The 12,791-nt window shown below is 41.5% G+C and carries 14 protein-coding genes; 7 read left to right on the top strand and 7 right to left on the bottom strand.

Going from position 1 to position 12,791, the window contains the following annotated elements:
• Positions 1-8: 8 nt before the first annotated feature.
• Positions 9-1,910 carry a transglycosylase domain-containing protein gene (locus MHI23_RS14650; protein WP_342492040.1) on the bottom strand — a complete coding sequence of 634 codons (1,902 nt, stop codon included), beginning with the start codon at positions 1,908-1,910 and terminating at the stop codon, positions 9-11.
• 107 nt (positions 1,911-2,017) lie between these two features.
• Positions 2,018-3,196 (bottom strand): MFS transporter, encoded by a 1,179-nt coding sequence (locus tag MHI23_RS14645; protein ID WP_220396324.1) that lies wholly within the window; start codon positions 3,194-3,196, stop codon positions 2,018-2,020.
• Between the two features lie 218 nt (positions 3,197-3,414).
• Here MHI23_RS14645 and kapD point away from each other — a divergent pair, with 218 nt between their 5' ends.
• A complete protein-coding gene (gene kapD, locus MHI23_RS14640) occupies positions 3,415-4,032 on the top strand; it encodes a 3'-5' exonuclease KapD (protein WP_342492039.1) in 618 nt (205 codons plus the stop codon).
• On the opposite strand, the gene MHI23_RS14635 is transcribed toward kapD, so the two are convergent.
• Positions 4,029-4,421, bottom strand: a complete 393-nt coding sequence (locus MHI23_RS14635; protein ID WP_025094193.1) for a kinase-associated lipoprotein B — start codon at positions 4,419-4,421, stop codon at positions 4,029-4,031. The genes kapD and MHI23_RS14635 overlap by 4 nt on opposite strands.
• 91 nt (positions 4,422-4,512) lie before the next feature.
• Here MHI23_RS14635 and MHI23_RS14630 point away from each other — a divergent pair, with 91 nt between their 5' ends.
• Positions 4,513-4,689, top strand: coding sequence for a hypothetical protein (locus MHI23_RS14630; protein ID WP_171464640.1), 177 nt, complete (start codon positions 4,513-4,515; stop codon positions 4,687-4,689).
• Here the strand turns inward: MHI23_RS14630 and MHI23_RS14625 are convergent, their stop codons facing one another.
• The gene (locus MHI23_RS14625; protein WP_025094194.1) at positions 4,690-5,982 is read right to left on the bottom strand and encodes a HAMP domain-containing sensor histidine kinase; all 1,293 of its coding nucleotides are present in this window, start codon (positions 5,980-5,982) and stop codon (positions 4,690-4,692) included.
• Between the two features lie 133 nt (positions 5,983-6,115).
• A complete protein-coding gene (locus MHI23_RS14620) occupies positions 6,116-7,291 on the bottom strand; it encodes a MalY/PatB family protein (protein ID WP_342492038.1) in 1,176 nt (391 codons plus the stop codon).
• An 83-nt stretch (positions 7,292-7,374) separates the two neighbouring features.
• On the opposite strand from MHI23_RS14620, the gene MHI23_RS14615 reads away from it, so the two are divergent.
• The gene (locus MHI23_RS14615) at positions 7,375-7,635 is read left to right on the top strand and encodes a YugE family protein (protein WP_342492037.1); all 261 of its coding nucleotides are present in this window, start codon (positions 7,375-7,377) and stop codon (positions 7,633-7,635) included.
• Here the strand turns inward: MHI23_RS14615 and MHI23_RS14610 are convergent.
• Positions 7,632-8,456 (bottom strand): alpha/beta hydrolase, encoded by an 825-nt coding sequence (locus tag MHI23_RS14610; protein ID WP_024425926.1) that lies wholly within the window; start codon positions 8,454-8,456, stop codon positions 7,632-7,634. The two genes, MHI23_RS14615 and MHI23_RS14610, sit on opposite strands and share 4 nt — an antisense overlap.
• Before the next feature lie 175 nt (positions 8,457-8,631).
• Here MHI23_RS14610 and MHI23_RS14605 point away from each other — a divergent pair, with 175 nt between their 5' ends.
• The 3 genes from MHI23_RS14605 (at position 8,632) to yugI (ending at position 10,917) form a co-directional block, all read left to right on the top strand.
• Positions 8,632-9,132, top strand: a complete 501-nt coding sequence (locus MHI23_RS14605) for an Lrp/AsnC family transcriptional regulator (protein WP_003213765.1) — start codon at positions 8,632-8,634, stop codon at positions 9,130-9,132.
• Positions 9,133-10,326: an aminotransferase gene (locus MHI23_RS14600; RefSeq protein ID WP_341319713.1), complete on the top strand. Its 1,194-nt coding sequence runs from the start codon at positions 9,133-9,135 to the stop codon at positions 10,324-10,326.
• A gap of 198 nt (positions 10,327-10,524) precedes the next feature.
• Complete coding sequence (gene yugI / locus MHI23_RS14595; RefSeq protein ID WP_008345795.1) at positions 10,525-10,917, top strand: S1 domain-containing post-transcriptional regulator GSP13; 393 nt, start codon at positions 10,525-10,527, stop codon at positions 10,915-10,917.
• 238 nt (positions 10,918-11,155) lie between these two features.
• Here the strand turns inward: yugI and MHI23_RS14590 are convergent, their stop codons facing one another.
• The gene (locus tag MHI23_RS14590; protein ID WP_003212952.1) at positions 11,156-11,392 is read right to left on the bottom strand and encodes a DUF378 domain-containing protein; all 237 of its coding nucleotides are present in this window, start codon (positions 11,390-11,392) and stop codon (positions 11,156-11,158) included.
• Positions 11,393-11,536: 144 nt separating this feature from the next.
• Here MHI23_RS14590 and MHI23_RS14585 point away from each other — a divergent pair, with 144 nt between their 5' ends.
• Positions 11,537-12,700, top strand: coding sequence for an iron-containing alcohol dehydrogenase (locus MHI23_RS14585; RefSeq protein ID WP_024423295.1), 1,164 nt, complete (start codon positions 11,537-11,539; stop codon positions 12,698-12,700).
• The last annotated feature ends 91 nt before the right edge of the window (positions 12,701-12,791 follow it).

The following is a 12,791-nucleotide window of genomic DNA, read 5'->3' as shown; positions in this document are numbered from 1 at the left end:
CCTCCTGTTTATCTGGCGTATTGCATCGTATTTTTCCAAATACGTAAGTGCGGGCTTGAATGATAAATCGATTCCACCGTTCCTCTATCTCTTCCAACCCAGACACCCATTGTGTACTGATCTGTCAGTCCCACAAACCAAATATCTTTGTAGTCATTGGATGTCCCTGTTTTACCACCGATGTAAGGGGCGTTGAAATTCGCTTTTTTCCCTGTCCCACTCTTCACAACAGAGGTAAGCAGCTTACGCATCGTTTCATTTGTTCGCTGAGAATATACTTGCTTTGGCGACTCTTTCCACTTGTAAAGGGTCTTACCGTTTAAGTCTGTCACTTTTGTGATCGAATGACTTTGTGTGTAGGCTCCTTGGTTGCCAAAGACGGTATATGCATCTGTTATTTCTAGCGGTGAGAAGCCTTTCGTAAATCCGCCAAGTGCAGAAGGAAGACGGTAATCTTCCGCTACAATATGTTCGAATGAGAACTTCTCTAAATAGCTGAAGCCTTTTTTGACACCCACTGTATCCAGCATTCGGATCGCAGGGGTATTGTAAGAATTTTTAAAGGCTGTTTCAAGTGTGACTGTTCCATATGTTTTATGATTATAGTTCTGCGGACAGTATCCGCTGCTGCAAAACTTGCCGGCACTGATGGTGCTTGAAGCCGTTGCACCGGTTTGATCAATATAAGGCGCATAGTCTAAAAGCGGCTTAATCGCAGAACCAGGCTGTCTTTGCGCTTGATAAGCGTAGTTAAAATCAAATTTCTTATAGTTTTTCCCGCCAGCAAGTGCAACAATTTGATGCGTTTCATGATTAATGACGGCTGATCCGCCTTCCACACCTTGGTAAGGCAATTGAGCATTGAGCTGATAGACGGCTCTTTGCTGTAAGGAAGGATCAAGCGCCGTATAAATTTTCACACCATCCTGGAGCAGGGCACTGACCTTTTCAGATAATTCCTTTTGAACCGCCTTTTTCGCTTCAGCTGTCTTGGCTTTCTTCAATCGTTTTGTAAAGCCCTCCTGATCAGACACAAGATCGGTAAACTCTTCATTGGCATATGTCACATAGTCAGGGTATAGGTTTTTCTTTTCATTTAAAGAAAGGCTGATTTTTTCTTTGACGGCTTTTTTGTATTGTTTTTTGGTGATGACGCCATCTTTCTTCAAAATACCAAGCAGTCGTTCTTGGCGTTTCTTTGTGTGCTTGAACTGTTTTAATGGGTCATACAGTGTTGGGTTGTTTGGAATAGCAGAGATAAATGCCATTTGTGCAAGTGTTAAAGAACTAAGCGGCTTATCAAAATAGTAATTAGCCGCAGAACCGACACCGTAAACACCATTACTGAAATAAATCGTATTTAAATAGCTTTCGAGAATTTCATCCTTCGAGAATTTCCGCTCAAGTTCATAGGAATAGAGCAGCTCCGTAAACTTTCGGCTGAACGAACGTTCATGGCTTAAATATAAGTTGCGGGACAGCTGCTGTGTGATCGTACTCGCTCCTTGGCTGATGCCATGGTTTTTGACATTTGCAGCAACGGCACGAACAACCCCCATAAAGTCAATTCCCTTATGGTCATAAAAGTTGCGGTCCTCTGAACGAAGGAACAGCTCCTTCACAGGTTCAGGAATGTTATCGTATTTCACGAACACTCGGTTCTCATCGTTTGAGACGATCTCGGAGATAAGAGAACCATCCCGGTCATACATATAACTGTTTTGGGAAAAATCTATCTTTTCCAGCTTGATTTTTTGATCAAGCACTTCGTTAACAGGCTTGACACTTGCAGCTTCTTCCTTTGATAGATAAAAAGTCAGAGCAAATAATGGGATGAGGGCAGCAAGTAATAACCAACCAATAATTGCACGAAACATGAGGTCACTCACTTTCTTCAATTTTCTAGCCATATCGTACCATTCTTTTGCGGATACGAGAAGGTTATTTTTAGAAAAGAAAGGGCGTGAAGTCTAGTGAATCAGGCTTTTCCGCAAGAAAAAAGAGTATCTGAAGATGATCAGACACTCCTTTCCTTTGTTTTCGCATGTGAGCGGACCGCCCATAAAAATAACGCGCCAAACAGAAAAATGCCGGCAGTGACATAAAAGACAGCTGGAATCCCGTAATGACTCGCCACAATGCCGCCGATTACCGGACCGACGACATTCCCAAGAAAGCGGAAGCTGACATTGTATCCGAGCACTTCTCCTTGCATAGAAGCAGGTGCTTTAATCCGGATATACGCCGTCGTACACGGAATAATTCCGCCAAGTGCCATCCCGTATAGGAAACGGAAAATGACTAACATGACGTACGAATCCGCCATCGCTTGCGGGATGAATAAAATAGAGGAGAGGATGAGAAGGGCAAGCAGCACCTTGTCATGACCAATTCGATCTCCGAGATCTCCCCATTTTCGCGTAAACAGCAAATTGCCGAGTCCAGTTGCAGAAAAAGCAAGCCCCGCATAAAAAGCGAGATTGACAGGACCATGTAAATCATGAATGTATAAAGCCAAAAGCGGCTGAATGCTAAAGTTCCCTACTTGTGTAATAAACGTTAAAAGCATCGTGACGACAAGCAAAGGCTGCTTGAAAATGTGAAAGAGTACATCCTTCCGTGAGTAAGAAACACGCTTTGCTTCTTTTGACCGGATCGGCTGTTCTTTCACTCCGAAGATAATCACAATAGCTGACACATAAATGACAGCCGCTGTCAGGAAAAACGTATAAATAAATCCGACGCTGTCTGCCATGAATCCACCCATTAATGGACCAAACAATCCTCCGGCAACATTACTCATCTGCATCGTTCCAAGGGTTTTACCGGCAGTTGCCTTTTCGGTCTGTGCAGAAATCAGTGCCATTGAAGTCGAGATAAAGCCTGTGACAAGCCCCATGAAGAGCCTTAGTGCGAATAGCTGATACACAGTGTGCACAAGCCCCATTAATAGAATACTTGTGGCGATGCCAATTCCGTTAATTAATAAAATCTTTTTATAGCCATGCCGGTCGCCAATCCGCCCCCAAATCGGAGAAATCAGGAAGGCCGTTAAAAACGTGACTCCAAAGACATAGCCGCTCCATCTTTGAACAAATTCATTTGAATAGCTGCTATCAAGAGATTCTATGTAAAGTGATAAAAAAGGGACGATCATTGTAATGCTCGCAGATACAAAAAAGTTCACAAACCACATGATGTACAAGTTTTTCTTCCTGTTTGTGATAGAGACCACCTTCTTTATTTATTTCGTGTTCCTTAATAATTATAAAGGAAAATAAACGATCTTTCATCAGATGAATAGGTTGGGCATAGTGAATCTGCATTATTTTCACGAAAATGAAGTGATTTCAAGGTCCGTCTTAATATAATGGTATGAGAATGAAAAGCTGACGAAAAAGTGAGGTGAAACTGGTGGAACAGAAGACGGTGCTTGTGGTCGATTTTGAATTTACGATGCCTGATGGAAAATATCATCCGCAAAATTTTTTTCCTGAAATTATTGAAGCTGGGGTAGTGAAAGCAGCAGATGAAACGATCATAGACACATTCTCTAGCTACGTCAAACCGAAAAAGTTCCCGAAGCTGACGAAGCGCTGTAAATCTTTCCTCGGAATTACGCAGGAGGATGTAGAGAGCGGAATTTCATTTGAGGAATTTATCGAGAAGCTCATGTCACTTGATGGGGGAGAGAATTGTGAAATTATTACGTGGGGCAACATGGACATGAAGGTATTGAAGCAAAATTGTATGCTCAATCACATTGCCTTTCCTTTTAAGGGGAAGCTGAGGGACCTGGCCTTTGAATATAAAACCTTTTTTGGTGACCGCACACTGACAGGGCTTCGAAAAGCAGCAAAGGAATACGGCAGTGAAGGAGCTGGTAAGCATCATAAAGCACTCGATGATGCCATGACGACTTATCAGCTGTTAACCCTTTTTGAAAAAGACAGAGCCTATGTGGAAAATCCGCAAACAACCAAAATTGGTGAGCTGATCGATTTCTCACATTTTTTTGATTCGGCTGATTAGCGGACGTCTTCTGGAAAATAATCTTTCTCAAGAGAAGATAGGCACGCTCTTGATTTTTCAGCCCATTTGGAATCATCCGCACGGAGTGCTTGTTTCAATTTATCTACAGCTTCTTTCAGTGACTCTTCATAATCAGGGATATCGCCATCATAAGGCTTCACCATATGATGAGGGATATTTGTCTGTTCTCTATAGGCCAAAGCCCGCCTCTCTTGGAAAAAAGGCACGTCTGCTTCTTTCGGATGATGCAGGTCGCCTTGAGTGGGATGTGTCAGAACGGCTTTTACTTGAACGAGATAGGTCGATGGTTTCACTGCTGTCACTTCCCCAACGTATACACCTGTTTTATAAAAACCTTTCACAACTTGTCCAATTTGAATGTCTGTCATGTGAAATTCCTCCATTTCCTTCTCATAGGAAGGTATTTCATTTCTTTTAGCCAATATAGTGAAGTAAACGAGCAAAAGGGGGAATGGCGAGATGTCATTCATCGTACTTTTTCTACTATATTTTCCTGAAGATAAAAGGGAGTACATCCCAGCGGCTATCACCACGGTGATTTTCTTTATTGCTGCGTTTATTTGTTTTCGTCTCATCGTTCGTGCGTCTAAGAAGCAGGAGCAGATAGATGAAAAAAGAACAAAAAAAATGGATTAATCATTTTCTTCTTGTATCTTCAGGAAATTTCACGGTGACGGTTGTTCCAGACTGCAGCGAGCTTTTGAAACGAATCGTTCCATGGTGATTTTCAATAATTGAAAAAGTCACTGTCAGCCCAAGTCCAGTCCCTTTATTTTTCAAGGTGTAATAGGGTTCGCCAAGTTTTTTCATCTGACTTTCTGTCATACCTACACCGTTATCAACGAAATAAAGGCAGATTTTATGATTTTCTTTTGAAGCAAAAAGTTCAATTTTCCCTTCATGTTCAGGAGCTGCTTCAATTGCATTTTTGATTAAATTAATCATGACTTGCTTGATCTTCGTTACGTCACCTTGAATGTATAAGTCAGGTTCAATGGATTGATGAATCGTGACCGATTTAAAATTCGCATAGGATGTCATCAGTGATGCACATTCCTCAAGTAATTTAGAGAGATTAAGAGATTCAATTTGATAATAGTTTTGTTTTGCAATGTCAAGATAGCTCGTGATAATGTCCTGCGCCCGGTCTAACTCGGACAGAACAAGATTTTTATAATCTTTATTGGCAGGTGGCTCTTTTGTATTATCACTCGAAAAGAGCAATTGAATAAAGCCTCTCACAACTGTCAGCGGATTGCGTACTTCATGGGCAACGCTTGCAGCAAGTTCACTTACAATGGTCAGTTTTTCTGACTGGACAAGCTGTGATCTCATTTCCGCATTTTCCTTAACGAATTCAATGGAATAGATACTGAGCACAAGAAAGAATATGTAGTAAAGAGTTGAGAAAAATAACTCAAGGAGCTTTTGCTGCATAATAAAAGCTGGGCTGTATGCCATTAAGCTGACCACAAAAAGTCCAATGTAAATAAAGAATCCTTTGGATAAACCGATAAGCACTCCGTAAAACAGCTTATTTGGCTTCGAATATTGATGCCATTTTCGGTAGAACAGGAATGGGATAAAAAAGTAAATTGGGACAACGATGAGTCCAATCCATAAGAAAGAGCCGTACATCACGAATTTGACAATGATGCTTATCAAGATGGCAACGATCCCCGCCATATATCCTCCGTATAAAATAGCAAGTACAAGGGGAATGGATTGAAGCCCAGTCTGCAAATCTAAAATCGAACCAACTGGATACATAATACATAGTGCTGAAGAGATGGATGCGAATACTGTGATGAGCAGTTTATTCGTTTTTGGGAAATGAGCAGGGGTCCGGCTTAACCATAGCGCATGATATAAAAAGATTGGAAATAGAATAAAAGATACATGGAGCAGAAAATCCTTGAACATTTCCATTTAAATGCTCTCCTCGTAAATAATTGTAATTCCTCTCATTATATCATTTCATGTACAAAGTAGATATGATAAAAGGAGGGTTTTTTTCTTTAAAAAGAACACCCGTTAGGATGTTCTTTCTATCGTATAGGTCTTATTCAGCTGATAGCGTGAACGCTTGGTGGAGACGTTTCAGTCCTTCTCTGACTGTTGCAGCAGGACAGCCGAGATTCATCCGAATAAAGCCGTCTCCTTCGTGTCCGTACACGTGGCCAAGCTCTAGGATCACTTTCCCTTTTTTCAGCAGATTCCGTTTCAATTCCGCTTGACTGAATTGATAATCCCGAATGTCCAGCCACAATAAATAAGAAGCATCTGGTTTCATATAACGCATATTTGGAAGATTTTCGTCGATATAGTCCATCGCCGTCTTCATATTGCCTTCGAGATAAAGAACAAGGGCATCAAGCCACTCATCCCCGTGTCGGTATGCTGCTTCCATCGCTGGAATCGCAAAGGCATTCAGTTTGGACAGTCCGTTTCTTTGCACTTCATTGTTGAAAAGAGTTCTTTTTTCTTTATCTGAAATGATAATAGCAGATGCCTGAAGCCCCGCTAGATTAAAGGTTTTACTCGGCGCAATACACGTTACCGTGATATGTGCAATGTCGTCAGAAAGGCTGGCGAAGGGCACATGCTGCTTCCCGTAAAGCATCAAATCCGAGTGAATCTCATCTGAAACGACTGTGACTCCATGCTTTACACACAGGTCTCCGACTCGCTTTAATTCCTCTTTTGACCATGCTCTTCCGGACGGATTATGCGGATGGCAAAGGAACATGAGCTTTGCTTGTGGTCTGCTCAGTTTTTTCTCTAAATCATCAAAATCCATCATATAGCGGTTGTTTTCTATTTTTAAAGGATTGGTTGAGACTGTACGTCCATTTCGCTCAATCATTTGATAAAAAGGTGTATACACTGGTGACTGTATAACTACTTCGTCGTGCGGTGCTGTAAAGGCTTGAACAGCAAAACTAAGTGCCGTTACGATTCCTGGTGTGAAGGTGACGTCATCTGTCTGGATTGTCCATCCATGTCTTCTTTTGAGCCAGCCAGCGACTGCCTGCTGCGTATCCTGATCCTGAAATGCATAACCAAATACACCGTGATCTAATCGCTCTTTCAATGCATCAAGGACGACCTGCGGTGCTTTAAAATCCATATCGGCCACCCACATCGGAAGGGCATCTGTTGTCAGGAACAAAGACTCTGCCTGATCCCATTTCACTGATTTTGAACCTTTACGTATGATCTGTTCGTCGAAATTCATGAAACCCACCTCTAGCTGTTTTTCAACCATTCTTGGTTGTGCTAAAATAAACATCACAAAATTTATTATAAGCGGTGATACCGATGAAAAATAGTCAAGCTGTAGAAGAGATGATTCAATTCATTAAGGCATGGGACCCTTTTCATTATGGAGAGGATTTTTATGAAACGGAGCCTGCTGACGTCATCAGTGCATTATACGACGCAGAAGACCCGTTATCTTTAGCAAAAGAGATTCAAGCCATCTACCATCACTCATTTGAACAGCTTCTTCCGATAGAGAGCTGTCAGCATATAGCGAATCAGCTTTTTGTCATACGAGACAGCAGCTCCTGTTCACGCTAAGACAGGCTGAAATGTCCGATTTGATCAGACACAAAGACCGGATTTTCCTCAGGGATGAGGTGCCCGGTTTTTTTTAATGCATGTAAGGTCGAATTCGGCAGATCTTTGTGCAGTCTTTCGCCTATTTGAATGGGAACGATTCGATCTTCCTCGCCCCAAATGAGCAGCACGGGTGTTTCCATTTTCTTTAAAACGTCCGAGGTTAAATCTCCTTCCCGGTGCCGAATCAAACGAAAGATCCCCCGAAAGATTTGATCATCTGAAAATGGCTTTAAATATCCGTCGACCATCTCTTGATCAATGATGGAATGATCATGTACAACAGCCGTTAAATTTTTCATAATGCCCTGCTTTAAAAGTTTTCTTTTTAGATACAGATAAAAATAAGGAATATAAGTGCTGTAAACAAGTGATCTTTTTGACTTATTCAAGTAGCCTGAGCTGCACAATAAAACCGCCTTTTCAAATAGATCCGGCCGTTCAGTAGCAGCGTATAAGGCGATTTGTCCGCCCATTGAATGGCCCACTAGAATTGCATGCTGAATCTGTAAATAACCAGCTAGCTCTATAATAATTTTTCCCATGTTGCGATAGCTGTAAATAAACGTATTCGACTTCTCGGACTGTCCAAATGGCGGTAGATCAATCGCAATTAAATTGAAGTCCTGTTTCAGAAGCGGGATGAGCTTTCGATAGCTGAAGGTAGAAGAGAAGAGACCGTGAATTAAGATCAATGTTTTCTTGCCTTCATTTGGATAGTGCTCGTAATAGATATCTAAACCGAATGTACTTTTCATATAAGCTGGCTGCACAATGTCCACATTCTTCACTCCGATACTTGATACTCTCTCTGTTAGGTGACTGTATTGTACCCTAAAAAGTGGATTTTAAGCTATCATTAGAATCTTTTCCCTGCTTAGCATAATGGGAAAAACGTGCTATAATGTTCAGAAGATTTTTTAAAACTAGCTTTTATAATCTGAGGTGTGAAATCAAATGAAACTAACAGAAAAAGAAACTGAAATATTAGAGATTTTAGATGAAAACAGCCGCGCCGATTTAAATACAATTGCAAAAATGGCAGGCGTGACAACAGAAGAAGCCGAAGCCATCATTCAAAAACTTGAAGATCAAAAAGTTATTATTGATTATTCAACCATGATTGACTGGCGAAAAGTGGATGGTCATGAAGGCGTTACAGCAATGATTGATGTAAAAGTGACACCAAAAAGAGGCGTCGGATTTGATGAAATTGCTGAACGGATTTATCGGTTTCAGGAAGTGGAGTCTGTCTATCTCATGTCAGGTGTTTACGATCTTTCCGTTGTGATCCGCGGAAGATCAATGTCTGATATTGCCCGCTTCGTATCTGAAAAATTATCGACACTTGATTCCGTTGTTTCAACAACTACCCACTTTATTTTGAAAAGATATAAACATGATGGGAAAGTGTTTGAAACAGGAGACGATGACAAAAGAATCGTGGTGTCTCCTTAAATGAAAAAGTCTTATTTATCTGAAACGGTACAAAGCATTCAGCCGTCAGGTATTCGGAAATTTTTTGATTTGGCAGCCACAATGGAAGGGGTTATCTCCCTTGGTGTCGGTGAGCCGGATTTCGTGACAGCTTGGAATGTCAGAGAAGCAAGTATTATGTCATTAGAACAGGGACTGACCTCTTATACGGCGAATGCAGGTTTAATTTCTTTGCGAAAAGAACTGAGCCACTATTTATATAAGCGGTTTCACATTGATTACAGTCCAGAAGAAGAACTCATTATCACTGTTGGCGGAAGCCAGGCACTTGATTTGGCCTTTCGTGCGATTTTAAACAGCGGGGATGAAGTAATCATTCCAGAGCCTTGTTTCGTAGCGTACGGGGCACTTACGACACTAGCAGGCGGAGTGCCTGTCTATTTAAGTACAACCGCTGAAAAAGATTTCAAAGCAGATTCTGCTGATCTTCTCACAAAGCTGACGCCGAAGACAAAAGCCATTTTGCTTTGCTCGCCATCAAATCCGACTGGGTCTGTTTATTCAAAGGAAGAGCTTGAAGATATTGCTCAATTTGCGAAAGAGCATGACCTGCTCATTATTACGGATGAGATTTATGCAGAGCTGACGTACGATGAAGCTTTTACAAGCGTCGCGGCTATTCAAGATATGAAGGAAAGAACGATCTTGATTTCAGGTTTTTCTAAAGGGTTTGCCATGACGGGCTGGCGTTTAGGATATGTGGCGGCACCACCTGTACTGCGGGATGCCATGCTGAAAATACATCAATATTCTATGATGTGCGCACCGGCGATGGCACAATATGCGGCAGAAGAAGCATTAAAAAATGGGCTTGAAGATGTAGAGAAAATGAAGAAAAGCTACAGAAGACGCCGTAATTTGTTTGTCGGCTCCTTAAACGAACTAGGACTTACATGCCATCAGCCAAACGGAGCGTTTTACGCGTTCCCATCGATTAAAAGCACAGGCATGACTTCAGAACAATTTGCTGAGGAGCTGCTCCTAAGTGAAAAAGTCGCTGTTGTTCCTGGGAATGTATTCGGACCGAGCGGTGAAGGTCATATCCGCTGTTCATATGCTTCGTCACTTGATCATCTTCAGGAATCACTTTCAAGAATTCAGCGCTTTTTGCAGGCTCGACAAGTGAAGGAAGAAGCATCAGCCATTTTAAAATAAAAAAAGGCATCAATCCAAATGGACTCATGCCTCACAAATTAGGGGGGAATACTAGAAAGCATTCTTGTTTTCAGGTATTCCCCCTTTTGTTCTCATCTAAACCCATTTAAAAAATATTTTGCGTAACTGCCCGTTCTGTGATATAGTTTTTAATTGCGTATAAACGAATATTAAAACATTTATTTAGGAGTTGTTATCATGGCGACAAAGTTTGAAGTAGGCAGTGTTTACACTGGTAAAGTAACAGGATTACAAGCGTATGGTGCGTTTGTTGCATTAGATGAAGAAACTCAAGGACTTGTGCATATTTCTGAAGTAACACATGGCTTTGTAAAAGACATCAACGAGCACCTTTCAATTGGTGACGAAGTACAAGTAAAAGTTCTTTCTGTTGATGAAAATGCAGGTAAAATCAGCCTTTCTATCCGTGCGACACAAGAAGCACCTGAAAGAAAAGAAAGCAAACCAAAGAAACAAAGACCACAGCAAGTGAAAGAAGAAGCTGCTGCACCACAAGGTTTCAATACGCTTAAAGATAAACTTGAAGAGTGGATTGAGCAATCAAACCGCAAAGATCTTATCAAGAAATAATAAAAAAGCACCGCTTCAAACGGTGCCTTAGATTGTAGACAAAGGGCTAAAATGATCTTTATTTTAGCCCTTTGTCTTTTTTTTAGCGTGATAGAAAACCTTTGAAGTCTAGGAATGGCGGGCACTGGAGCGAATTTAGAATTCTTGAGCACCAGCGCGCAGACCTGACAAAGAATGCGAGGGTTTGTCTACACGCTGAGGCTGCCTCATGTAGGCAGCCTTTTTTATGTCCTTTTATTTAACGAACTTCTGGGTTCGGCTCGTCACGGCGAACAGCTTCTTCGCTTGGTTTGAACAACAGACCAAGGTTGACAAGACCTGCAATTCCAACAAGACCATAAATAATACGTGATAATGCAGAACCTTGTCCGCCAAAGATCGCTGCTACTAAGTCAAATTGAAAAAAGCCGATTAGTCCCCAGTTAATAGCACCGATAATCGTGAGCACGAGGGCAATACGCTGAATAGCACTCATCGTGATTCCTCCTTTCGCTACAGCATCAATACATTTATATTTTGCAGATTTTTAGCCAAACTATGCGTAAGAAAATGGATGAAAGCAAATTACTTTACTTTTGGAATGAATGAGGCGCATAATGTAGCGCGAGGAGGAGATCACATGGATCGATTTACTTATTGGAACCCAACGAAATTAATTTTTGGAAAGGGAGAAGTATCAGCCCTTTCAGATGAACTCAAACACTACGGAAAAAACGTATTACTTGTATATGGTGGAGGCAGTATTAAACGAAACGGCCTTTATGACCAAGTTGTCAGCATCCTAAAAGAATCAGGAGCTGCAATCACTGAACTTGCTGGTGTAGAGCCTAACCCGCGCTTAACAACAGTAAGAAAAGGGGTAGAGCTTTGCAAAGAAAACAACATTGATTTTATTTTGGCAGTTGGCGGCGGCAGTGTCATTGATGCCACAAAAGCAATCGCAGCTGGTGCGAAGTACGATGGAGATGCTTGGGATATCGTGACACGCAAACACGTCCCAATGGAAGCTATTCCGTTCGGTACGGTGTTAACACTTGCCGCAACAGGCTCTGAAATGAACTCAGGATCAGTTATCACAAACTGGGAAACAAATGAGAAGTATGGCTGGGGAAGTCCAGCAGTTTTCCCGAAATTCTCTATTCTTGATCCAGTTAACACATTCACTGTGCCTAAAAATCATACGATTTATGGCATGGTTGACATGATGTCACATGTGTTCGAACAATATTTCCATCACACAGAAAATACACCTTATCAAGATCGTATGTGTGAAGGACTTCTTCGCACTGTCATTGAAACGGCACCGAAGCTGATCAACGATCTAGAGAACTACGAGCTGCGTGAAACGATTTTATTCACTGGCACAATTGCACTTAATGGCATGCTTTCAATGGGGGCACGTGGTGACTGGGCATCTCATAACATTGAGCATGCAGTATCTGCTGTCTATGATATTCCTCATGCAGGCGGTCTTGCGATCTTGTTCCCGAACTGGATGAAACATGTGATTCAAGAAAACCCAGGCCGTTTTAAACAATTAGCGGTGCGTGTATTCGATGTAGATCCTGCGGGCAAAACAGACGAAGAAGTTGGCTTAGAAGGAATCGACAAGCTGTCAGCTTTCTGGACAAGTCTTGGTGCACCAAGCCGTTTGGCGGATTATGACATCAACGATGAGAAAATTGATTTAATTGCAGACCGTGCAATGGCACGCGGTGAATTTGGTCAATTTAAAAAGCTGAACAAAGAAGATGTTTTAGCCATTTTGAACGCTTCTTTATAATTGAACAACAAAGGGATAGCTGCTTGCGGGCAGTTATCTTTTTTTGAGTTCATCGTGTACATATGTTACAGTAGTCTTTCATGTTTTTGGA

The sequence above is a fragment of the Bacillus sp. FSL M7-0003 genome, assembly GCF_038628485.1.
GTDB classification, from domain to species: Bacteria; Bacillota; Bacilli; order Bacillales; family Bacillaceae; genus Bacillus; species Bacillus safensis.
The sequence above is the reverse complement of the archived record's forward strand: the minus strand, read 5'-3'. Positions and strand labels throughout refer to the sequence as shown.